At 66.1% G+C, this 21,765-nt stretch carries 23 protein-coding genes and 1 pseudogene; 19 read left to right on the top strand and 5 right to left on the bottom strand.

Annotated elements, in window-relative coordinates; translation table 11 throughout:
• Positions 1-32 precede the first annotated feature (32 nt).
• Positions 33-878, top strand: a complete 846-nt coding sequence (locus K6L26_RS27100) for a hypothetical protein (RefSeq protein WP_221852126.1) — start codon at positions 33-35, stop codon at positions 876-878.
• A gap of 47 nt (positions 879-925) precedes the next feature.
• Here the strand turns inward: K6L26_RS27100 and K6L26_RS27095 are convergent, their stop codons facing one another.
• On the bottom strand, positions 926-2,929 hold the full coding sequence (locus K6L26_RS27095) for a prolyl oligopeptidase family serine peptidase (protein ID WP_435405351.1): 2,004 nt from the start codon (positions 2,927-2,929) through the stop codon (positions 926-928).
• Between the two features lie 69 nt (positions 2,930-2,998).
• Between K6L26_RS27095 and K6L26_RS27090 the strand changes: the two genes are divergently transcribed.
• The 5 genes from K6L26_RS27090 to K6L26_RS27070 are packed head-to-tail and all read left to right on the top strand — an operon-like array spanning position 2,999 to position 6,012.
• Positions 2,999-3,520 carry a DUF779 domain-containing protein gene (locus tag K6L26_RS27090; protein WP_221852122.1) on the top strand — a complete coding sequence of 174 codons (522 nt, stop codon included), beginning with the start codon at positions 2,999-3,001 and terminating at the stop codon, positions 3,518-3,520.
• A gap of 35 nt (positions 3,521-3,555) precedes the next feature.
• The gene (locus K6L26_RS27085; RefSeq protein ID WP_221852120.1) at positions 3,556-3,834 is read left to right on the top strand and encodes a putative holin; all 279 of its coding nucleotides are present in this window, start codon (positions 3,556-3,558) and stop codon (positions 3,832-3,834) included.
• A complete protein-coding gene (locus K6L26_RS27080; protein WP_230983452.1) occupies positions 3,827-4,321 on the top strand; it encodes a hypothetical protein in 495 nt (164 codons plus the stop codon). Before K6L26_RS27085 ends, K6L26_RS27080 begins: the two co-directional genes overlap by 8 nt.
• A gap of 30 nt (positions 4,322-4,351) precedes the next feature.
• Complete coding sequence (lpdA, locus tag K6L26_RS27075; protein WP_019348529.1) at positions 4,352-5,746, top strand: dihydrolipoyl dehydrogenase; 1,395 nt, start codon at positions 4,352-4,354, stop codon at positions 5,744-5,746.
• Entirely contained in the window at positions 5,743-6,012 is a 270-nt protein-coding gene (locus K6L26_RS27070) for a flagellar basal body-associated FliL family protein (RefSeq protein WP_036389340.1), read from the top strand. The genes lpdA and K6L26_RS27070 overlap by 4 nt, the downstream gene beginning before the upstream one ends.
• A gap of 57 nt (positions 6,013-6,069) precedes the next feature.
• Here the strand turns inward: K6L26_RS27070 and K6L26_RS27065 are convergent, their stop codons facing one another.
• Together K6L26_RS27065 and ramB are read right to left on the bottom strand one after the other, a co-directional pair.
• A complete protein-coding gene (locus K6L26_RS27065; RefSeq protein ID WP_036389339.1) occupies positions 6,070-6,621 on the bottom strand; it encodes a carboxymuconolactone decarboxylase family protein in 552 nt (183 codons plus the stop codon).
• A gap of 57 nt (positions 6,622-6,678) precedes the next feature.
• Positions 6,679-8,094 carry an acetate metabolism transcriptional regulator RamB gene (ramB, locus tag K6L26_RS27060; protein ID WP_036389338.1) on the bottom strand — a complete coding sequence of 472 codons (1,416 nt, stop codon included), beginning with the start codon at positions 8,092-8,094 and terminating at the stop codon, positions 6,679-6,681.
• Positions 8,095-8,212: 118 nt separating this feature from the next.
• Here ramB and K6L26_RS27055 point away from each other — a divergent pair, with 118 nt between their 5' ends.
• From K6L26_RS27055 to K6L26_RS27025, 7 genes and pseudogenes are all read left to right on the top strand, one after another.
• Entirely contained in the window at positions 8,213-9,034 is an 822-nt protein-coding gene (locus K6L26_RS27055) for an acyl-[acyl-carrier-protein] thioesterase (protein ID WP_064895778.1), read from the top strand.
• A 257-nt stretch (positions 9,035-9,291) separates the two neighbouring features.
• Positions 9,292-10,578, top strand: coding sequence for an isocitrate lyase (gene aceA / locus K6L26_RS27050; RefSeq protein WP_003883055.1), 1,287 nt, complete (start codon positions 9,292-9,294; stop codon positions 10,576-10,578).
• 107 nt (positions 10,579-10,685) lie between these two features.
• Positions 10,686-11,546 (top strand): 3-hydroxybutyryl-CoA dehydrogenase, encoded by an 861-nt coding sequence (locus tag K6L26_RS27045; RefSeq protein ID WP_036389337.1) that lies wholly within the window; start codon positions 10,686-10,688, stop codon positions 11,544-11,546.
• A gap of 152 nt (positions 11,547-11,698) precedes the next feature.
• Positions 11,699-12,571: a cyclopropane mycolic acid synthase family methyltransferase gene (locus K6L26_RS27040; RefSeq protein ID WP_019345142.1), complete on the top strand. Its 873-nt coding sequence runs from the start codon at positions 11,699-11,701 to the stop codon at positions 12,569-12,571.
• A 123-nt stretch (positions 12,572-12,694) separates the two neighbouring features.
• A complete protein-coding gene (locus tag K6L26_RS27035; RefSeq protein ID WP_064895776.1) occupies positions 12,695-13,192 on the top strand; it encodes an LppP/LprE family lipoprotein in 498 nt (165 codons plus the stop codon).
• Positions 13,193-13,355: 163 nt separating this feature from the next.
• Positions 13,356-14,468 carry a peptidoglycan-binding domain-containing protein gene (locus K6L26_RS27030; RefSeq protein WP_162562724.1) on the top strand — a complete coding sequence of 371 codons (1,113 nt, stop codon included), beginning with the start codon at positions 13,356-13,358 and terminating at the stop codon, positions 14,466-14,468.
• 533 nt (positions 14,469-15,001) lie between these two features.
• Positions 15,002-15,802: pseudogene (locus K6L26_RS27025) on the top strand (peptidoglycan recognition protein family protein); the annotation flags it as partial.
• 288 nt (positions 15,803-16,090) lie between these two features.
• Here K6L26_RS27025 and K6L26_RS27020 read toward each other — a convergent pair.
• Positions 16,091-16,957, bottom strand: coding sequence for a polyphosphate kinase 2 family protein (locus K6L26_RS27020; RefSeq protein ID WP_019345138.1), 867 nt, complete (start codon positions 16,955-16,957; stop codon positions 16,091-16,093).
• A gap of 4 nt (positions 16,958-16,961) precedes the next feature.
• Complete coding sequence (locus K6L26_RS27015) at positions 16,962-17,666, bottom strand: TetR/AcrR family transcriptional regulator (protein ID WP_019345137.1); 705 nt, start codon at positions 17,664-17,666, stop codon at positions 16,962-16,964.
• A gap of 106 nt (positions 17,667-17,772) precedes the next feature.
• Here K6L26_RS27015 and K6L26_RS27010 point away from each other — a divergent pair, with 106 nt between their 5' ends.
• From K6L26_RS27010 to deoC, 6 genes are all read left to right on the top strand, one after another.
• The gene (locus K6L26_RS27010; protein ID WP_043368343.1) at positions 17,773-19,101 is read left to right on the top strand and encodes a DUF445 domain-containing protein; all 1,329 of its coding nucleotides are present in this window, start codon (positions 17,773-17,775) and stop codon (positions 19,099-19,101) included.
• 89 nt (positions 19,102-19,190) lie between these two features.
• Positions 19,191-19,595, top strand: coding sequence for a helix-turn-helix domain-containing protein (locus K6L26_RS27005; protein WP_019345135.1), 405 nt, complete (start codon positions 19,191-19,193; stop codon positions 19,593-19,595).
• Positions 19,596-19,656: 61 nt separating this feature from the next.
• Positions 19,657-20,292, top strand: coding sequence for a hypothetical protein (locus tag K6L26_RS27000; RefSeq protein WP_019345134.1), 636 nt, complete (start codon positions 19,657-19,659; stop codon positions 20,290-20,292).
• 73 nt (positions 20,293-20,365) lie between these two features.
• On the top strand, positions 20,366-20,650 hold the full coding sequence (locus K6L26_RS26995) for a DUF2516 family protein (RefSeq protein WP_036389335.1): 285 nt from the start codon (positions 20,366-20,368) through the stop codon (positions 20,648-20,650).
• Between the two features lie 4 nt (positions 20,651-20,654).
• The gene (locus tag K6L26_RS26990; RefSeq protein ID WP_064895774.1) at positions 20,655-21,071 is read left to right on the top strand and encodes a DUF2599 domain-containing protein; all 417 of its coding nucleotides are present in this window, start codon (positions 20,655-20,657) and stop codon (positions 21,069-21,071) included.
• The gene (deoC, locus tag K6L26_RS26985) at positions 21,071-21,751 is read left to right on the top strand and encodes a deoxyribose-phosphate aldolase (protein WP_064895772.1); all 681 of its coding nucleotides are present in this window, start codon (positions 21,071-21,073) and stop codon (positions 21,749-21,751) included. The genes K6L26_RS26990 and deoC overlap by 1 nt, the downstream gene beginning before the upstream one ends.
• Positions 21,752-21,765 lie beyond the last annotated feature (14 nt).

The raw sequence follows: 21,765 nt of genomic DNA, 5'->3' as shown, positions 1-21,765 counted from the left end.
GTCTGGCCGCCGCCCGGGACTAGGAGGACGGCGTGCGCTTCGTCATGACGCTGTTCCTGTGGGTTTTGACGACGATCCTGCTGGCGGCCGCGGTGCCCTCGGCATGGGTGCAGAAGAACATCATCGACCAGCAGGGCTACTCGGCCTTCGCCACGGCAGCTGCCGCCGACCCACAGCTGCAGCAGGCCGTGGCCGGCGAGCTGACCACCCAGGTGCAGTCCCTGGCATCGAAGAACGGAGCGGACGTCGACTCGCGGCAGGTGCGTGCCGTCGCCGGGGCCTACACCTCGGGCCCGGACTTTCCCGGGCAGTTCGCGTTGGCCAACCAGGTTGCCCACACCTGGATGTTCACCGACCGGCTGGCCCGAAACGAGGACGGCAGCTGGGTGATCGACCTGGCGCCGATGCTCTCTGATGCGTCGTTCCGCAAGACCCTGTCCGAGTTCGGTGTCGAAGTGCCGCAAACGCTTACGGTGCCCATCGCGTCGTCGGCGCCGGACAGTTTGCGGCCGGGTATCTTGCGTCCGCTGGCGGTCTGGGGCCCCTGGGTGAGCGTCGGGGTGACGGTGCTCGCCGGTGTTTTCGCCCTGCTGACCTTGGCGGTTGCCCGGGATCGCGGTAAAACGCTTGCCGCACTCGGGGTTTCGGCACTACTGGTAGGTGCGGCCGGTTGGGCCGGGCTGGAAGCGGGACGGCGTTACCTCAACGAGGCGCTCAACCACACCACCGGCGACATCCGGCAGATCGCCGACGCCATGGCCGGCCATGCGATCGACAGTCTGCACCAGTGGCTCAACCTCACGCTGGCCGCAGGTGGCGCGCTGGTGGTGTTCGGGGTGCTCGTCGCGATGCTCGGCGGGTTGCGCCGTCGGGACTGATCGGTGCGGCAACTTCACGCCCACCGGTGTACGCCCTGGCTGCGGGGTCAATCGTGGCTGGAGCCCAATGTCTGCCACAAGAACTCGTAGGTCAGCGCCGCTTTGAACGCCGCCTGCTTGTTGTCGGCCGCACCGCCATGGCCGCCTTCGATGTTCTCGTAGTACAGCACCCGGTGCCCGGCCGCCTCCAATGCCGCGGTCATCTTACGGGCGTGGCCGGGGTGCACCCGATCATCGCGCGTCGAGGTGGTGATCAGGATCGGTGGGTACTTCGCGGTAGCCGAAATATTTTGGTACGGAGAATATTTCGACATGAACTCCCAGTCGGCCGGATCGTCGGGATTGCCGTACTCGGCCACCCAGGACGCGCCCGCGAGCAGCAGGTGGAAACGCTTCATGTCCAGTAGCGGCACACTGCACACCAGCGCCCCGAACAGCTCCGGGTAGTGCGTCAGCATGACACCCATCAGCAGCCCGCCGTTACTGCCGCCCGACGCGCCGAGCTGCTCGACCGTGGTGATGCCGCGGTGCACCAGATCGGCCGCGACCGCGGCGAAATCCTCGTACACCAGATGGCGGTTCTCGCGCATCGCCTGCTTGTGCCAGACCGGGCCGTACTCGCCGCCACCGCGGATGTTGGCCTGCACGTAGGTGCCGCCGCGGGCCAGCCAGGCCCGCCCGGCGCCGCCGAGGTAGCCGGGAGTCAACGAGTTCTGGAATCCGCCATAGCCGTAGAGGTGGGTGGGGCTCGGTTCGTCACGGCGACCGACCACGAAATACGGAACCTTGGTGCCGTCCTTGGACGTGGCGAAGAACTGCTCGACGCGGATGCCCTCGGCGTCGTAGAACGCCGGTGCCGATTTGATCTCCACCAGCGGGCCGCCGGCTGTGCCGTACAGCAGCCGCGACGGGGTGGTGAATCCGCTTGAGTTGTAGAAGACCTCGTCACCTTCGTGATCGACGTCGACGACGATGGTGTCCGTCGCCGGCGGGATGTCCGGTGCGTCGGTGTGTTCCCAGGTCCCTGGAGTGACGATCTCGACGTGGCTGGCGACGTCGCGCAGGGTGACGAGGATCAGCTTCTCCTTCGTCCACTGCACACTCGACAGGCTGCTGTGCTCGTCGGGCTCGTAGATCATCGCGAGATCGGCGGTGCCGGAAAGGAAATCGTCGAACCTGGTGCCCAGCAGCGCGCCGGCCGGGTAGGTGACATCCCCCACCTGCCAGTCGGTGCGCAGTGAGATCAGCAGCCACTCGCGGTGCAGCGACAACGACGAGTCGGTCGGCACCTTGAGTTCGATCAGCTCGCCGTCGCGTACCTCGTAGCGGATGCGGTTGTAGAAGTCGGTGTAGCGGCCCAACCGGGTGTGCCCGAAGCCCGGGGTCCGGTCGATCGACGCGATCACCCGGACATCGGTCGGCTCCGCCTCGAACACGGTTTCGGCCTCGGCCAGCGGCCGGCCACGGTGCCATCGCTTGGCGATCCGCGGATAGCCGGACTCGGTCATCGAACCTTCACCGAAGTCCGTGCACACCAGCAGGGTGTCCTCGTCCTCCCAGGACACCGACGACTTGGCTTCGGGCAACTCGAACCCGCCGGGCACGAATTCCCGTGTCCGCATGTCGAACTCGCGCACCACGGTGGCGTCGGCGCCCCCGCGGGACAGACTGATCATGGCGAGTGTGTGATCGGGCTCGATCACCTCGGGCCCGGACCACACCCAGTTCTCGCCCTCGACGCGGGCCAGCTCGTCGAGATCCAGGATCACGTCCCAGTCCGGATCGTCGGTGCGGTAGCTCTCCAGCGTGGTGCGCCGCCACAGGCCGCGCGGGTTCGCCTCGTCGCGCCAGAAGTTGTACAGATATTCACCGCGCCGCCCCGGATACGGGATCCGCGCATCGGTGTCGAGAATCTCCAACACCTCCGAGCGGATCGCCTCGAAACGATCACCACCCAACTCGGCGACCGTCGGCTCGTTGTGTGCCCGCACCCACGCCAACGCGTCGTCGCCGGTGATGTCCTCGAGCCACAGGTAAGGGTCCTTCGCCACACCCACATTGTTACCGCGCGCGTAGTGTGAGCCGGACAACACCACTGTCGAGGAGAAGTGAGGGACGGCATGGGCCAGGCACCGGCGCGGGCCCTGATCACCGCGGCCGCCGCCGACTTGCTGGGGCGGCTCCAGGAACGCCACGGGGCGCTGATGTTCCACCAGTCCGGCGGCTGCTGCGACGGGTCGTCGCCGATGTGTTACCCCGACGGGGACTTCATCGTCGGCGACCGCGACATCCTGCTCGCGATCCTCGACGTGGGCGGTGCGGACGCGAGGAGCAAAGGGGTCTTCGGCGTCCCCGTGTGGATCTCCGGCCCGCAGTTCGAGGCGTGGAAGCACACCCAGTTGGTGATCGACGTCGTGCCCGGCCGCGGCGGTGGGTTCAGCCTGGAAGCACCCGAGGGCATGCGGTTTCTGTCGAGGGGCCGGGCCTTCACCGACGACGAGAACGCGCTGCTCGCCGAGCAATCACCGGTGACCGGAGCCCAGTACAGCGCCGGAGCCCGCCCTGTCGACACCGGCAGCCACATCGTCGACGAAGCCGCCGACGCCTGCCCGATCCCCGGAGGACGCGCCGCGCGGATGTAGCGGGCGCTGACTCACTGCGGCGTTATCGTCGAAGAGTGATTCCGCTGCCACGGGCGTGGCTGCTGACCAGCGCGATGTTGGTCGGCGTAGCGGTGGGGCTGCTGGCAGGCATCGCCACCACCCTGCTGGTCACGTTCGCCGTCCGGCCCGATGTGGTGATCGCCCTCGTCCTCGGTGTGCCCGGTGTGCTCGGCATTCTGATGGTCCTGGTGTCAGGCCGGCGATGGGTCACCACGTTCGGCGCATGTGTCCTGGCCGTCGCGCCCGGTTGGTTCGGCGCGCTGGCGATCATCCAGGTGGCATCCCATGGCTGAGGATCTCGACACGTCCACCGCCGACTTCACCCCGCTGTTCGACACCGGCGAGAACGAGGTCATCGAAGACAAATCGTCGTCGCCCGTGCCTTCCGCCGAAGACATGACACCGGACGAGACGGTCGCCGACGACGCCCCCTCGGCTCCGCTGCCCGCCCCGGCACCGTCGATCGTGGTGGAAGGGTCCTATCTATCGGTCAAGTGGTGGACTTTCGTGGGCGTGCTGGCGGGGGTGTGGTTCGTCTCCGCGGCGGCGGGAGCCGGCCTCTACTACTACTGGTACCAGTCGGCCGACAAAACCTGGCCGGTGTTCGCCGTGCTCGCCTACACCGTCGTCACCACCGTCGGCGCCCTGGTGGCGTCGACCGCCCAGCGCAAACCCCTGGTATCGGGCCTGGCCATCGCCCTGATGTCGGCGCCGCTGGCCGCACTGGCCGCGGCGGCGGTGTTCTACGGCGCCTACGTGTTCGGCTGGATCGCCCGGTAGCACCATTGCGCCGCCCATTAGGGTGGGGTCGTGACCCACTTTGACGTCGTCGTTCTCGGAGCTGGTCCCGGTGGATACGTCGCGGCCATTCGTGCCGCCCAACTGGGGCTGAACACCGCAATTGTCGAACCCAAATACTGGGGCGGCGTGTGCCTCAATGTCGGGTGCATCCCGTCCAAGGCGCTGCTGCGCAACGCGGAGATCGCGCACATCTTCAACAAGGAAGCCAAGACCTTCGGGATCAGCGGCGAGGCCACGTTCGACTACGGGGCCGCCTTCGACCGCAGCCGCAAGGTCGCTGACGGTCGCGTGGCCGGCGTGCACTTCCTGATGAAGAAGAACAAGATCACCGAGGTTCACGGCTACGGCACCTTCACCGGGCCCAAGTCGATGTCGGTGAAATTGAATGAGGGCGGGACCGAAGAGCTCACCTTCGACAACGTCATCATCGCCACGGGCTCGTCGACGCGACTGGTGCCGGGCACCTCGCTGTCCGACAACGTCGTCACCTACGAGACCCAGATTCTCTCGCGCGAACTGCCGGGTTCGATCATCATCGCCGGCGCCGGGGCGATCGGCATGGAGTTCGCCTACGTCCTGAAGAACTACGGAGTCGACGTCACCATCGTCGAGTTCCTGCCGCGCGCCCTGCCCAACGAAGACGCCGAGGTCTCCAAGGAGATCGAGAAGCAGTACAAGAAGCTGGGTGTGAAGATCCTCACCGGCACCAAGGTCGAGGCAATTGCCGACGACGGTTCCAGCGTGAAGGTCACCGTGAGCAAGGACGGCAAGACCGAGGAGCTCAAGGCCGACAAGGTGCTGCAGGCCATCGGCTTCGCCCCCAACGTCGAAGGCTTCGGTCTGGAGGCGGCCGGCGTGGCGCTGACCGATCGCGGAGCCATCGCCATCGACGACTACATGCGGACCAACGTGCCGGGCATCTACGCGATCGGCGATGTCACCAGCAAGTTGCAGCTGGCGCACGTCGCCGAGGCGCAAGGTGTGGTCGCGGCCGAAACCATCGGCGGTGCAGAGACTCTCGCGCTCGGCGACTACCGGATGATGCCGCGCGCCACATTCTGCCAGCCGCAGGTGGCCAGCTTCGGGCTCACCGAGGAGCAGGCCAAGGCCGAGGGTTACGACGTTGTCGTCGCCAAGTTCCCGTTCACCGCCAACGGCAAGGCCCACGGCCTGGCCGATCCGACCGGTTTCGTGAAGCTCATCGCCGACAAGAAGCACCTCGAACTGATCGGCGGGCACCTGATCGGGCCCGACGTCTCCGAGTTGCTGCCGGAGCTGACGCTGGCCCAGAAGTGGGACCTGACCGCCAACGAGCTGGCCCGCAACGTGCACACCCACCCGACCCTGTCGGAGGCGCTGCAGGAGTGCTTCCACGGGCTGACCGGCCACATGATCAACTTTTGAGAAACGAAATCGTCGCCGGTATCGGCGGATTGGTGGCCGGCCACATCCTGTGGCTGGCTGCCATCACTTTGGCGACCGAGGGCTCCCGGGTGAACATCTGGGTGCTCTTGGTGGCCGCACTGTCGCTCATCGGCGGAGCGGCCGGCGGTTACTTCGGCTGGCGGAAGTACCAGCAGAAATCCCGGACCTGGGCGGCATTCCTGTGGATGCTGCCGCTGTCGCCGGTGGTGTTCTCACTGGTGCTGCTGGGTGTCACCTACCTGTAGACGTGTGATTTGGGCGCATCTGGCGGCGGTGGGCGCCGCCAGATGCACCCAAATCGCTCAGTCGGGGAAGTCCAGCGGGACCCGCAGCGTGGTCATGGTGGCCGCCAGGCCGTCGTATTGACTTGCCAGCAGACAGAATTCGATGAGCTGCTGCTTGGTGAGCAGCTTCGACAGGGCCGCCCAGGTCTCGGATGAGACGGACCGGGTGACGACGAACTCGTCGGTCGCGGTGATCAGTACCCGCTGCCGGTCGGTCAGCCCCTCGGCGTCGGGCCCCTCGAAGATGCGCGCCTGGGTTTCGGCATCCACGCCGCGGCTGCGGGCCAGCCGGCGGTGCTGCTGCAATTCGTATTCGCAGTCCCGCAGATGGCCCACCCGCAGGATCACCAGCTCGGCATCCTGACGTGTCAGCTTGCCCAGCGGGCCGAGCAGTAGGCCCGAATACGGCAGCCAGGCCAGGAACAGCAGCTTGTGCTGGCCCAACACGTTCATCAGGGTGAACCGCGGCGCCCGGATGGCCCTGGCGCCCAGCTTGGCGATGGCCCAGTTGACCGGGCCCAGCTCACGGAATCCGCCCGGCGCGATGCGGGCCGGCTCGAGTGCACTCACCCCGCCGAGTGTGGCACAGGTGCCGCCGCGGGGTGGAAAGCGGCGCAGGAGGAGAAGCTAGGGCTCCCGCACCAGATACGGCGACACCGTGGAGCGGTGCTCATCGAGATCGAGGGCCTTGCCGAGCGCGGGGAATGCGCGCTGGGGGCAGTTGTCGCGTTCGCACACGCGACAGCCCGAGCCGATGGGCGTGGCGACCTCGCCGGAGAGGTCCAGGCCTTCGGAGTACACCAACCTATGGGCGTGGCGCAGTTCGCATCCCAGCCCGATCGCGAACGTCTTGCCGGGCTGCCCGTAGCGCGAGGCCCGTCGTTCCACGGTGCGCGCCACCCACATGTAATTGCGGCCGTCGGGCATCTGGGCGATCTGCACGCCGATCTTGCCCGGGTTGCTGAAGGTCTCGTAGACATTCCACAGCGGGCAGGTGCCGCCCGAAGAGGAGAAGTGAAACCCGGTGGCGGACTGACGCTTTGACATGTTTCCGGCGCGGTCGACGCGGACGAACGAGAACGGTACACCGCGCATCGACGGCCGCTGCAGGGTGGACAGCCGGTGGGCAATGGTCTCGTAGCTCACCGAGTAGAACGCCGACAGCCGTTCCACGTCGTAGCGGAAATTCTCGGTAACACCGTGGAATTGGCGATAGGGCAGGACGGTCGCCGCCGCGAAGTAGTTGGCCAGCCCGAGCCGGGCCAGCGTGCGGGACTCGTCACTGGTGAACATGCCTTCGTCGACCATCTTGTCGATGAGGTCGCCGAACTCGAGGAACGCCAATTCGGCCGCCATCTTGAAGACCTGCTGGCCGCTGGACAGGTGGTTGCCCATCTCCAGGGTCTTGGTGGCCGGGTCGTAGCGGTGCAGCACGGTGTCGCCCAAGTCGATGCGTCGCACGATCCGGACGCCGTGCACTGTGGTGAGCCGGTTGGCCAGCTCGCCGGCCAGGTCGCCGCGGTGCATCCGGATCTTGGCGGTCAGATCCTCGGCGGCGGTGTCGAGCTCGTGCAGGTAGTTCTGCCGTTGGTAGAAGTAATCGCGCACTTCCTCGTGGGGCATGGTGATCGAACCGCTGCCGCTGCCGTCGGAGTAGCGGTCCTCGGTGGCGGCCGCCAACTGTGTCGTGGTCAGCCGGTAACGACGGTGCAGGTTGACCATCGCGCGGGCGAAGTTCGGGTACGCCGCGACCATGTCGGCGACCTCGGCGGCGTCCATATCGGCGCCGAGGTCGCGGTCCAGCGCCACCTCGCGCATCTCGGCGACCAGCCGGGTGTCGTCCTGAGAGGCGAAGAACGTCGCGTCGACCCCGAATACCTCGGTGATACGCAGCAGTACGGCCACCGTCAGCGGCCGTACGTCATGCTCGATCTGGTTGAGGTAACTGGGGGAGATCTCCAGCATCTGGGCCAGCGCCGCCTGGCTCAGTCCACGCTCGCTCCGGAGTTGTCGCACGCGCGACCCCACGAACGTTTTTGCCACGTCAAATAGCCTACAAGGCTGCGAAGACCGCCTTTGCATTCTTGGCAGTTCAGTCTCTACTGGCAGGATCGGGCCGCCTGGCATGATCGGCTCAGGCGACAGCGACTGGAGATGAATCATGACGGGAACCGCGCAGAATTCGACCACGGGGCTGAACAAGGTGATGATGCCGGTGCCCGATCCCCATCCCGATGTCTTCGACCGGGAATGGCCGCTGCGGGTGGGCGACATCGACCGGGCCGGCCGGCTGCGGTTCGACGCCGCCGCCCGCCACATCCAGGACATCGGCTCCGACCACCTTCGCGAACTCGGCTTCGAGGAGACCCATCCGTTGTGGATCGTGCGGCGCACGATGATCGACCTGATCAAGCCGATCGAGTTCCAGGACATGCTGCGGATGCGGCGCTGGTGCTCGGGGACCTCCAACCGGTGGTGTGAGATGCGCGTGCGGATCGACGGTCGCAAGGGCGGGCTGATGGAATCCGAGGCGTTCTGGATCAACATCAACCGCGAGACGCAGGGTCCGGCCCGCATCTCCGACGACTTCCTGGCCGGCCTGCGCCGCACCACCGACGAGGCCCGGCTGCGCTGGAAGTCCTACCTGAAGGCCGGCAGCCGTGAGGATGCCGCCGAGATCCGCGAGTACCCGGTCCGGGTGTCCGACATCGACCTGTTCGACCACATGAACAACTCGGTCTACTGGACCGTGATCGAGGACTACCTGTACTCGCATCCCGAGCTGCTGGAGAAGCCGCTGCGGGTGACCATCGAGCACGACGCCGCGGTGGCTCTCGGCGAGAAACTCGAGATCCTGTCGCACGTTCACCCCGCCGGATCGACCGACAAGTTCGGCGAAGAGCTCTCCGATCGCACTGTTAGAACGCTCACATATGCCGTCGGCGACGAGACAAAAGCGATCGCCTCACTGTTCTCGCTCTGACCCCTGCCGGTTTAACAGTACGAGCGTACTGACCTGCGCCTTTGGGCTACTCATCGGTAGCTTCTGAACCGGTACAGCCATCATATTTCTTCGCAACCTTTGCAAGTTAACTAAGCGCTTTGGCGAAACTTGGCAACTGAAACGGGTGGACCTGCGGATATAGGTTGTGCCATCTTCGGATTAGCACACCAGTGAAGCCGCTGCGGCGTTAGCAAGTAACCGCGGCGGCCGAACCAAAAAACCGAAGGAGCAGTCCTATGTCGACCGTGGGCACCCCCAAGTCACCGGAGCAGATCCAGCACGACTGGGATCACAACCCCCGCTGGAAGGGCATCACCCGCACCTACACCCCGGCCGACGTGGTTGCCCTGCAGGGCTCCGTCGTCGAGGAGGCCACCCTGGCCCGCCGCGGCGCCGAGGTGCTGTGGGAGCAGCTGCACGACATGGACTTCGTCAACGCGCTGGGCGCGCTGACCGGCAACATGGCCGTCCAGCAGGTCCGCGCCGGCCTGAAGGCCATCTACCTGTCGGGTTGGCAGGTCGCCGGCGACGCCAACCTGTCCGGCCACACCTACCCCGACCAGAGCCTCTACCCGGCCAACTCGGTGCCGCAGGTCGTCCGCCGCATCAACAACGCGCTGCTGCGCGCCGACGAGATCGCCAAGGTCGAGGGCGACACCTCGGTCGAGAACTGGCTCGCCCCGATCGTCGCCGACGGTGAGGCCGGCTTCGGTGGTGCGCTCAACGTCTACGAGCTGCAGAAGGCCATGATCGCCGCCGGTGTCGCCGGTTCGCACTGGGAAGACCAGCTCGCCTCGGAGAAGAAGTGCGGCCACCTCGGTGGCAAGGTGCTGATCCCGACCCAGCAGCACATCCGCACCCTGACCTCGGCCCGCCTGGCTGCCGACGTCGCCGACGTGCCGACCGTCGTCATCGCCCGTACCGACGCCGAGGCCGCCACCCTGATCACCTCCGACGTCGACGAGCGGGACCGTCCGTTCATCACCGGTGAGCGCACCTCCGAGGGCTTCTACCGGATCAAGAACGGCCTCGAGCCCTGCATCGCCCGCGCCAAGGCCTACGCGCCGTACTCCGACCTCATCTGGATGGAGACCGGCACCCCGGACCTGGAGCTGGCCAAGAAGTTCGCCGAGGGCGTCAAGGCGGAGTTCCCGGACCAGATGCTGGCCTACAACTGCTCGCCGTCCTTCAACTGGAAGCAGCACCTGGACGACGACACCATCGCCAAGTTCCAGCGCGAGCTGGGCGCGATGGGCTTCAAGTTCCAGTTCATCACCCTGGCCGGCTTCCACGCCCTCAACTACTCGATGTTCGACCTGGCCTACGGCTACGCCCGCGAGCAGATGAAGGCCTACGTCGACCTGCAGGAGCGCGAGTTCGCCGCCGAAGAGCGTGGCTACACCGCCACCAAGCACCAGCGTGAGGTCGGCGCCGGCTACTTCGACCGGATCGCCACCACGGTTGACCCGAACAGCTCGACCACCGCGCTGGCCGGTTCCACCGAAGAGGGTCAGTTCCACTGATCTTCGGCTAGACCCTCGACCCCCGAAGGTTTGACAGCAGCAGGCCCCGCTCAGAATTCTTGGGCGGGGCCTGTCGCATGTCCGGATCTTGAGACGAAAGTGAATTAGTGAGCAATCGAATTGAACGTGTAGGTGTGATCGGCGCCGGCCAGATGGGCGCGGGTATCGCCGAGGTGTCCGCCCGGGCGGGCGTCGACGTGCTGGTGTTCGAGACCACCGACGCACTCGTCACCGCGGGCCGCAACCGCATCACCAAGTCCCTCGAGCGCGCCGTGAGCGCCGGCAAAGTCACCGAGCCGGAAAAGGACGCCGCGCTGGGCAAGCTGGCGTTCACCACCTCGATCGAGGACCTGGCCGATCGTCAGCTGGTCATCGAGGCGGTGATCGAGGACGAGAACGTCAAGGCAAAGATCTTCGCCGACCTGGATCGCGTGATCGCCGACCCCGACGCGGTGCTGGCCTCCAACACCTCCAGCATCCCGATCATGAAACTCGCAGCAGCTACCCAGAATCCTGCCAGGGTGCTGGGCCTGCACTTCTTCAACCCGGTTCCGGTGTTGCCGTTGGTCGAATTGGTCAGCACCCTGGTGACCTCAGATGCCGCCGCGGCCCGCGTCGAGGAATTCGCCGGCACGGTTCTCGGAAAACAGGTTGTCCGTTGTTCTGACCGGTCCGGTTTCGTGGTCAACGCGTTGCTGGTGCCGTACCTCCTGGCGGCGATCCGGATGGTCGAAGGCGGCTTTGCCACAATTGACGATGTCGACAAGGCGGTGGTGGCCGGGTTGTCCCACCCGATGGGGCCGCTGCGGTTGTCCGACCTGGTGGGGCTGGACACCCTCAAGCTCATCGCCGACAAGATGTTTGACGAGTTCAAAGAGCCTTTGTACGCCGCGCCGCCGCTCTTGTTGCGCATGGTGGAGGCCGGGCAACTGGGCAAAAAAACAGGCCAGGGCTTCTACAAGTACTGAACCGACCCGCGCTGGCACTCTGGCCGAGGCTTAGCTAGTCTACCCACAGTAGGGCCTGCTGGCTCGCTCTAAAGAGTCTGCGTGAAAACTCACGCGTCGGCCCCAAACCGTCGGTCGTCAGCAGCAGAAAACGCAAAGAGGTAATTTTTCGCATGTCCAACGTCGAGTCCGATCTTGCTCCGTACTACGAGGAGTCGCAGTCGATCTACGACATCTCGAACGAGTTCTACGCACTGTTCCTCGGGCCGACCATGGGTTACACCTGCGGTTACTACGAGCGCGAGGACATGAACCTCGAGGAGTCGCAGAACGCCAAGTTCGACCTGGCGCTGGGCAAGCTGAACCTCGAGCCGGGCATGACCCTGCTGGACATCGGCTGCGGCTGGGGCGGCTGCCTGGAGCGGGCGCTGATCAACCACGACGTCAACGTCATCGGCATCACGCTCAGCAAGGAACAGTCCGACTACGCCCGCAAGCGGCTCGCCAAGATCGACACCAACCGCAACGTCGACATCCGGCTGCAGGGTTGGGAAGAGTTCAACGAGCCTGTCGACCGCATCGTTTCGATCGGTGCGTTCGAGGCGTTCAAGCAGGAGCGTTACCCGATCTTCTTCGAGCGGGCCTACAGCATCCTGCCGGACGACGGCATCATGCTGCTGCACACCATCCTGGCGCACACCCAGCAGTTCTTCCGCGAGAACAACATCAAGCTGACCATCAGCGACCTGAAGTTCATGAAGTTCATCGGCGAGGAGATCTTCCCCGGCGGGCAGCTGCCCGCGGTCGAGGACATCGAGAAGCTGGCTGACGGCTCGGGCTTCAAGTTGGAGCGCATCCACCTGCTGCGTCCGCACTACGCGCGCACGCTGGACATGTGGGCGGCCAACCTGGAGGCCAAGAAGGACGAGGCCATCGCCCTGCAGGGGCAGGAAGTCTACGACCGGTTCATGAAGTACCTGACCGGTTGCGCCGACTTCTTCCGCCGCGGCATCACCAACATCGGCCAGTTCACCCTGGTCAAGTAGTTCTTGGCGATGGGCGTCGGCCCATCGTGAGCTCGCAGAACAGCAGCTGAGTCGGCCCGCCGGCTCAGCTGCTGTTTTAGTCTGGACGGACTCGGCTTGACTGACTGAGGCGGGAGGGCCGCCGTGAGCATCGCACCGCGTCAGGTCATGGTGTCCGTCGTTGCGGTTGGCGTCATGGCGGCCGGCCTCATGGGGGTGTCCGCGCGGATGGCGCCGGCGCGGGCGGTGTGCGGCCCGGACGAGATGACCGCCTTGTGGTCGGCACTGGCACGGATGCCCGTCGACCGCGTCACCGGCCGCCGATGGGCGGGTGCGCCGCTTCAGAGCAACTACAACCCGTGTGCCGACCTGTCGGCCATCCTGGTCGGGATCGAAGGCGGGACGGCGAGTTCACCGATCCAGGCCCTGATGTTTCACCGCGGGACGTTCCTCGGGACCGGGACGTGGAAGGCCTACGGGTTCACCTCGCTCGACGCGGGCGCATCGACCGGCGACACCGTCGTGCTGAATTACCGTTCGGGTCAGAGCTGCAACGCGTGCGCTGACGGCACGGTGACCATGGTGCGCTATCACTGGAACGGCAGCAAGGTCGAGATGCTCGACCCGCCACCCCCGGACTGATCGGCCGACCCGAATTCGAGTACCTCACTACTCGTGCTCGTAATCGAACTGACTGCGAGCATCGGATTGTCACGCTCGCGAGGGCAGACACAGATGATCCGCTTGGGTTCCGTGGGAGGTCTGCGCTATGGCCTGGCGAGGTTTCGAGCTCACGGATCCGCCGATGAGCGGACCCGATGTCGCATTGATCCGCGGCAAACTGGTCGCAAAGTTCGCCTGGGCCCGCACCATGGGCCTGACCGAGGGCGACGTCTACGATCAGACCACCGCCGACGCGGTCGCAGAGTTTCAGCGGCGAGTCGGCATGCCTGAGAACGGTATCGCTGATTTCAAAACCCGTGTGCGCCTTGGGGCCTGGCCTCCGCCGCCACCGCCTCGCCACGCTGCCCTGACCTTCCGGGGCACCGGCGGCATCGTCGGTATGGACTACACGTCCCGGGTCGCGTGGGCCGCGGATCTCGAGGAAGTACCGATCCTCTACCCGGGGTCGATGGGCGGCATTCCGGTGGGCGCCGAGAACAACCCGAATGCACCGAGCGGCAACGATTCCGTCGAGATCGCCGTCGAGCTTGCCATCGACTGGATCGAGCAGCATCCGAGCCGGACCTTCTGCTTGCTCGGGTATTCGCAGGGGGCGATCGCCGCGAGCAGGGTACGTGCCGAACTACTGCCCGGAGGCCGCCTGGAGAGATTCGCCGGCAACTACTTCTGCGGCATGATGGTGGCGAATCCGTCACGGGCATTCGGGCACACGTTCTTCCTCGGCCCGGTGCCGGACGGGGAGGGCATCAGCAACTTCCATGTCCCGCGCGAGGCGTGCACGTGGGACTGGTGCGAGTTGGTCCAGCCAGACGATTTCTACGCCAACGTGCCGTTGGGCGACGTCGGCGACGTCTGCCGTCAGGGCCAGAACATCGTCATGGATACCACCGTGAGCGATCCGATCGGCATGATGCAGAAGGTCATTCCGCATCTGATCAAGATGCTCGACGAGGCGGGCGTGGACTTGCCGCCCAACCCGCTCGGCATTCTCAACGGTGTGTGGGCGGGTTTGGTCTCGTCGTTGCTGCCGGGAGTGGTGCCGGCCCAATTCGGATCCGAGACCGCCGCCGCCGTGCATGCCGCGCGACTGGCGCTCACCTTCTTCGCGGCCCAGCCGCCGACCAAGCCACACATCACCTATGAGTTCGTCGAAGTGTTGCCCGGCCGCACCTACCTTCAACTCGGCATCGACCATGTCCGCGACTGGTCCAGTCGCACTCCCGTCCGCACGTAACCATCAAGATCGAACTTGAGGTGATCCCAATGAGTTTCACGTCTTTCAACGCCGCACCGCTGAGGACCCGTGAGCAGGTCGCGCGGGAGGTGCATGCCGTGGCGCGGCGTCGCGGGTTGACCGAGACCGCGACGATCATCGCCTTGATGACGATTTCCACCGAGGTGGGCTCGGCTGACGGGAGCGGGAACCGGCAGTGGTGGTGCCCGTCCAATCCGACCAATGACCCTGATTCGGACGGGTTTCCACACGATTCGACGTCGGATGACAACCGGTCGTCCGGCTATTTCCAACAGCAGCCGGGACCGAACGGCGAGGCGTGGTGGGGCACCGCGAGCCAGCGGATGACGCTGGACGCTGCCGCCGATATGTTCCTGGACCGGTTGTCCGACGATTACGTCAACGCGCGTGACGCGCACACCGCGGGTGTCTTCGCGCAACTTGTGCAGGGCAGCGCCTTCCCTGACCGGTACCGCGAGAAATGGGACGAGGCGCATGAAGTGCTGGCCCGTGCCTTGGACGGCCAGGCGCCGGTGCCGGCCCAGCAGCAGGCCGGGTGGGCCGGCGACCCGGTCTGGCTGGAAGACGTGCTGCGCCCGGTTCTCGGCGACAAGTTGAAGACCCTTGCGGGGTGGGAGAATTCGGGAGTCGGCGATTTCGGTGACATCTGGGGCGTGATGTGGCATCACACCGGCAACAGCCGGGAACGGCCGGAGAGCATCAGGGCCGGACGCCCCGACCTACAGGGCCCGCTGGCCAATCTGCACATCGCGCCCGACGGGACGGTCACGATCGTCGCGGTCGGGGTCTGCAACCATTCGGGCCGCGGCAGCGGCTTCGGCCTGCCCGCCAACGCCGCCAACAACCGGCTCATCGGCGTCGAATGCGCCTGGCCGACAATCCACCCGGACGGCAGCTATCGCGCGGACGAGCGGTGGCCGGATGCACAGATCATCTCGATGCGGGATGTGGCCGCCGCGCTGACGACCAGGCTCGGGTACGGCGCGGAGCGCAACATCGGCCACAAGGAATGGGCCGGGTCCGCGCAGGGGAAGTGGGACCCGGGCAACCTCGACATGGACTGGTTCCGCGGCGAGATCGCCAAGGCGATGCGCGGCGAGTTCAGTCATCCGGCCCCCGTTGAGGTTTCGCCTGCGGTGGCACCGCATCTACCCAAGCCGAGCAACACCCGCACGGACCGGGAACTGCTCGAAGATATCTGGGAGCAGCTGCGCGGACCTCTCGGCAACGGATGGACACAGCTGGGCGACAAGTCGTTGGTCGACTATGTGGCGAGCCTGGGACAGTACGTCTCGATTCTCGAATGCCGGCTGGCAGAGCTGTCCGCTGCGCGGCCGGCGAAGCCCGCCAAGAAGGCTCCCGCCAAAAAGGCTGCGGCGAAGAAGGCTCCGGCGAAGAAAGCTCCGGCGAAGAAGGCTGCGGCCGAGAAGACGCCCGCGACGAGAGCCGCCACGAAGCAGACGACGCAGAACAAGGCTGCTGCGAAGAAGGCGACGCCCAAGAAGACAACACCGAAGAAGGCGCCCACCAAGAAGAAAGCGGTTGCCCGGACGACGGCTCGGCGAAGGGCCCTCGCCAGCTAGGTGCCGACAGGTCCGGGCTCAGGCGTCAGCCAGGCGCTTCTTCTCGGCTTCGACATCGAAGTCCGGCGGTGGCCAGGACATGTTGAGACCTTTGAGTGCCTCGATGAGCAGTTCGGTGATGGCAAGCCGGCTGTACCACTTCTTGTCCGACGGCACGATGTGCCAGGGGGCGTAGTCGGTCGACGTCTTCTCCAGCATGGCCTGGTAGGCCTCCTGGTATTTGGGCCACAGCAGCCGCTCGTCGATGTCAGCGGGGTTGTATTTCCAGTACTTGTCGGGCCGCTCCAGGCGTTCGGCCAGGCGTTCTTTCTGCTCGGCGAGCGAGACGAACATGGCCACCTTCACCAGCGTGGTGCCGGCATCGACCAATTCGCGCTCGAAGGCGTTGATCTCGTCGTAGCGCGCACCCCAGACGTCCGGCGGCACCAGGTTGTGCACGCGCACGATCAGCACGTCCTCGTAGTGTGAGCGGTCGAACACGCCGATGTGCCCGGCCGGTGGCAGTGCGTTGCGGATCCGCCACAGGTAGTGGTGGGCGCGCTCCTCCTCGGTCGGTTTGCCGAAACTGGTGTACCGAATACCCTGCGGATTTGCTGCTCCCACCACGTGTTTGACTATCCCGCCTTTGCCCGCGGTGTCCATGCCCTGCAGGATCAGCAGCACCGAACGGTTGTCGTCACCACTCTTGCTGCGCGCGTAGAGCATTTCCTGCAGTGAGGCCAGCCGCAGGTTGCGTTCGGTTTGCAGAGTGGGCGCGTCGGCCTTGCTCCCGCGGAAGCCGGGCGTGCCGTTGGTGTCGATTCGCGCGACCTGGTCGCCCGGGCGGAAGGCCAGCTGGTCGTGTGGTTCGTGGGTCCACAGGGTAGGCAGATCTCTGTCGCTCACCCGCTCAGTCAAGCAGTTGCGGCGGCAGAACCGGTGACGGGTGCGGCAGTGAGTTGAACTTTTCCAGGGACCCGCCGACCTCGACGATGCCGCACAGCGCGTTCCAGGACAGCATGGTCAGGTAGTCGATCAGCTCGTCGGCCGTCATCCGGGGGTTCGACATCCAGGAGTGGGTGGCCAGCTGAACGCCGCCGACGGTGTGGAACGCCCACGGTTCGGCGCCCCGGGTGTCCATGCCGACCGAGGCCATCCGGCGGCGCAACATCACGGCCAGCATGCGGGCGATGATCTGCTCGGAATCGGCGACGGCCTTGCTCTTGCTGGCCGAGTTGTTGGCCATCACGAAGCGGTACGGTTCGGGCTCGGCCGCAACGGTTTCCACGTAGACCTTGATGATCTCGCGGGTCAGGTCGAATCCGTCGAGGTTCGAGGACAGGGCGGCAGCCATGTTCGGGATCAGGGTGGTTTGGGCGAACCGCATCATCACCGCGGTGGTGAGGTCGTTCTTGTCGACGAAGTAGCGGTAGAGCACGGTCTTGGATACGCCGATCTCTGCCGCGATCTCGTCCATGCTGACGTTGCTGCCCCGGCGCCGGATCGCTTCGAGGGTGCCGTCTACCAGTTCATTGCGCCGCTCCACCTTGTGCTGGTGCCAGCGCCGTTTGCGTCCATCGGTCTTCACCGCCACCGGCGGAGTCTGCTGTGCCACAGTCGCAGTAGTCCCATTCCCTAGTTCCACTCGATAGTACGGCGAATCTGCGCATACCGGTCCGTGGGTCAGGCCCTCTGTCGTGCTGATAGCGCAAGATGGAAACGTGGCACATCGATCCGACGAGGGAATCCGCGCGCATGCGGGTCCGCGGCCCAGTTTTGCCGAGACGCTGGCCGGGGCGGACAGCGCCGCGGACGCCGAACGCCTCCGGGGTTTGCGGAGGATGAAGCTCGTCGCGCTGAGCTTTCTCGTCGGCGCCACCGTGGTCTTTCTGTTCTGCACGTGGGCCCAGTCGCGGGGCGCGGCCGGCTGGGTCGGTTATGTGCGGGCCGCGGCCGAGGCCGGCATGGTCGGCGCGCTTGCCGACTGGTTTGCGGTGACGGCGCTGTTCAAGCATCCGCTCGGCCTGCCGATCCCGCACACGGCCATCATCAAGCGCAAGAAGGACCAGCTGGGCGAGGGCCTGGGCACGTTCGTCCGGGAGAACTTCATGTCTCCCGAGGTGATCGCCACAAAGCTGCACGACGCCCAGGTGGCGGGCCGGTTGGGTAAGTGGCTGAGTGACCGTCCGCATGCCGAGCGGGTGGCCGCCGAAGCGTCGACCGTGCTGCGGGTGGGCGTGGAGATGCTGCGCGACGACGACGTTCAGCACGTGTTGGACCGGATGATCGTCAAGCGCATCGCCGAACCGAAATGGGGCCCGCCGATCGGCCGGGTGCTGTCGACCCTGCTGCAGGAGGGGCGACAGGAGGCGCTGATCCAGCTGTTGTGCGACCGGGCGTTCCAGTGGTCGCTGAACTCCGGTGAGGTGATCGAGCGGGTCATCGAGCGGGATTCGCCGACCTGGTCGCCCCGCTGGGTGGACCACCTGGTCGGGGATCGGATCCACCGGGAGCTGATGGACTTCACCGACAAGGTGCGTCGCAACCCCGATCACGAGCTGCGGCGCTCGGCCACGCGGTTCCTGTTCGAGTTCGCCGACGACCTGCAGCACGACGAGGCCACGATTGCGCGGGCGGAGAACGTCAAGGACCAGATCATGGGCCGCGACGAGGTGGCCCGGGCGGCCGAGACCGCCTGGGCGGCGGCCAAGCGGATCATCCTGGAGTCGGTGGACGACCCGTCGTCGGCGTTGCGCACCCGGATCGCCGACTCGGTGATGCGCATAGGGGAGTCGTTGCGCGACGATGCCGAACTCCGCGACAAGGTCGACACTTGGATCATCCGGGGCGCGAAACACCTGGTCGCGGAGTATGGGACCGAGATCACAGCGATCATCACCGAGACCATCGAGCGCTGGGACGCGGACGAGGCGAGCCGCCGGATCGAGTTGCATGTGGGCCGTGACCTGCAGTTCATCCGGATCAACGGCACCGTGGTGGGCTCGCTGGCGGGGTTGATCATCTATTCGATAGCCCAACTACTCTTCTGACCTGCGCTAACTAGTGCTTGCAAAAGTTAGCACCCCGTCGTAGCGTGAATTTCGTCGTTAACGGATACCCGGGCTACGAGGGGAATGACATGGCGCAAGAAGAAAATCTCGCGGCTGTCGTCTCCAACGCTGCGCAGGACATCGGGAGCTTCATCCGGGCCCAGCGTGAGGCGGCACAGGTATCGGTACGGCAGTTGGCCGAGAAGGCCGGCGTCAGCAATCCCTACCTGAGTCAGATCGAACGGGGATTGCGGAAACCCTCCGCCGACGTGCTCAACCAGATCGCGAAGGCACTGCGGGTGTCTGCGGAAGTCCTCTATGTGCGTGCCGGGATCTTGGAGCCCAGCGAGCCCAGTGAGGTCCGCGACGCCATCGTCAACGACGTGGGTATCACCGAACGGCAGAAGCAGGTGCTGCTCGATATCTACACGTCGTTCCGTCAGCAGAACGAAGCCGATGCAGCCGCTGCAGGTGAGGAGTCGACAACTGACTGACATCTCACCAACTGCCTGACCACCACTCGAACCAAAGTCCAATCCTGAGAAAGGAATTCGCATGACCGAGAAGACTCAGCCCACGATCGAAGACCTCAAGGCCCCGCTGCTGGCCGCCGTCGGTGCTGCCGACCTGGCCCTGGCCACGGTCAACGAGATCGTCGCCAGCCTGCGTGAGCGTGCCGAGGGTGCCCGCACCGACGCCGAGGCCCGCGTCGAGGAAGGCCGCGCCCGCCTGACCAAGCTGCAGGAAGACCTGCCGGCCCAGTTCGACGAGCTGCGCGACAAGTTCACCTCCGAGGAGCTGCGCAAGGCCGCCGAGGGCTACGCCGACCAGGCCACCGCGACCTACAACAAGCTCGTCGAGCGCGGCGAGGCCGCGCTGGAGCGCCTGCGCAACCAGCCGGCCATCGAGGAGGCCGCCAGCCGGGTCGAGGGCTACACCGACCAGGTCACCGAGCTGACCCAGGATGCGCTGGGCACCGTCGCCTCGCAGACCCGTGCGGTCGGCGAGCGGGCCGCCAAGCTGGTGGGCGTCGAGCTGCCGAAGAAGGCCGAGAAGGCTGCCGAGCCGGCCGCCGCTCCCGCCAAGAAGGCACCCGCCAAGAAGGCTGCGCCGGCCACCGCCGCCAAGAAGACCACCCCGGCCGCCAAGAAGACCGCGGCCGCTCCGGCCAAGAAGGTCACCCAGAAGTAATTCCGGTATCGACCGGCGGGGCCGTGAGCCCCGCCGGTCGACGCTGACGATGACGCCCGCATAGGCTGGTGAGGTGCAACTTGCCAACCTTGCGGGCGTCATTATTTCCGTACTCGGCTACCTGGTCGTTCTGGTGGCGGCGTACGCCTTCATCCATGCGGCCCGGCAGCGCCCGGACGCCTACACGGCCACCGGTAAGCTCACCAAGCCCGTCTGGCTGGGCATCCTCGGTGTGAGCGCGGTGCTGACCTTGCTGGTGGGCGGAGTGTTCATCCCCGTCATCGCGGCGTGCGCCGCCGGTGTCTACCTCGTCGACGTGCGGCCCAAACTGCTCGAAATTCAGGGAAAGTCGCACTGATCCGATGCCGTCACGACCAGCCGCGTTCGGCGCGGCTTGCCTCGCGCTGGGCACGGCGCTGATCACTGCCCCCGGCGTCACCGCGGATCCCGGCGACCACACGTACGTCGATCACGTCGCATGGGCCAAGTGGGGCGACCTGTCGAGCCTGCGCGTGTACCCCACCGACACTGCCCGCGCCCTGACCCACCAGCCCGGCAGCACGGCGCAAGCGGACCAGGCCTGGGCAGAGGTCTTGACCCTGTCACCAGTGGCCGACTTGCCCGGGATGCGTGAGCAGTTCCTGTGCCACTGGACGTTCGCCGAACTCGCCGAGCCCGGCAAGAGCAGCTGGAACCTGGAGCCGTGGCGGCCCGAGGTCAGCCCCGAGGTGATGCTGGCCAGCGGATGCAATCCCGGCGGCAGCGAGGAGCCGTTCTGATGGGCGGCTACACGCGGGCCCAGGTGGCGGCACTGGTCGACCACACCCTGCTCAAACCCGAGGCCACCGGGGCCGACGTCGAGAAACTGGTGGCCGAGGCCGTCGATCTCGGCGTGTTCTCGGTGTGCGTGTCACCGTCGCTGGTGGCCACCGCCGCGGCAGCCGCCCCACAGGGCCTCGTGGTGGCTGCGGTGTCGGGCTTCCCGTCGGGCAAGCACCTGGCCGAGATCAAGGCCCGGGAGTCGCAGCTGGCCGTGACCGAAGGCGCCGCCGAGATCGACATGGTGATCGACGTCGGGCTGGCCGTGAGCGGCGATCTGACTGCCACGGCGGCCGAGGTGGCCGCCGTGCGCGCCGCCGTTCCCAGCGCCACCCTCAAGGTCATCGTGGAGTCCGCGGCGCTGTTGGAGTTCGCCGATGAGGCGCTGCTGCAGGACGTGTGCCGGGCCGCAGTCGACGCCGGAGCGGATTTCGTCAAAACCTCCACCGGCTTCCACCCCAGCGGCGGTGCCTCCACCCGGGCTGTGGAGTTGATGGCCCGTGCGGTGGGCGCCGGGGTCGGGGTGAAGGCCAGCGGCGGCATCCGTACCGCCGAGGCGGCCACGGCCATGCTCGACGCCGGAGCCACCCGGCTCGGCCTGTCGGGCACCCGGGCGGTGCTCGACGGCCTCGCCGGCTGACGCTTCGAGTTGAA

The sequence above is a fragment of the Mycobacterium farcinogenes genome (assembly GCF_019739075.1).
Classification (GTDB): domain Bacteria; phylum Actinomycetota; class Actinomycetes; order Mycobacteriales; family Mycobacteriaceae; genus Mycobacterium; species Mycobacterium senegalense.
Note: the sequence above shows the minus strand (reverse complement) of the source record. Positions and strands in the feature narration are given on the sequence as shown.

Coding starts and splice junctions, on each gene's coding strand:
- K6L26_RS27040 (WP_019345142.1), top strand. CDS start 11,699: ATGTCCAACGTCGAGTCCGATCTTGCTCCGTACTACGAGGAGTCGCAG.
- aceA (WP_003883055.1), top strand. CDS start 9,292: ATGTCGACCGTGGGCACCCCCAAGTCACCGGAGCAGATCCAGCACGAC.
- K6L26_RS27090 (WP_221852122.1), top strand. CDS start 2,999: ATGGGCCAGGCACCGGCGCGGGCCCTGATCACCGCGGCCGCCGCCGAC.
- K6L26_RS27000 (WP_019345134.1), top strand. CDS start 19,657: ATGACCGAGAAGACTCAGCCCACGATCGAAGACCTCAAGGCCCCGCTG.
- K6L26_RS27055 (WP_064895778.1), top strand. CDS start 8,213: ATGACGGGAACCGCGCAGAATTCGACCACGGGGCTGAACAAGGTGATG.
- K6L26_RS26990 (WP_064895774.1), top strand. CDS start 20,655: ATGCCGTCACGACCAGCCGCGTTCGGCGCGGCTTGCCTCGCGCTGGGC.
- K6L26_RS27005 (WP_019345135.1), top strand. CDS start 19,191: ATGGCGCAAGAAGAAAATCTCGCGGCTGTCGTCTCCAACGCTGCGCAG.
- K6L26_RS27080 (WP_230983452.1), top strand. CDS start 3,827: ATGGCTGAGGATCTCGACACGTCCACCGCCGACTTCACCCCGCTGTTC.
- K6L26_RS27030 (WP_162562724.1), top strand. CDS start 13,356: ATGAGCGGACCCGATGTCGCATTGATCCGCGGCAAACTGGTCGCAAAG.
- deoC (WP_064895772.1), top strand. CDS start 21,071: ATGGGCGGCTACACGCGGGCCCAGGTGGCGGCACTGGTCGACCACACC.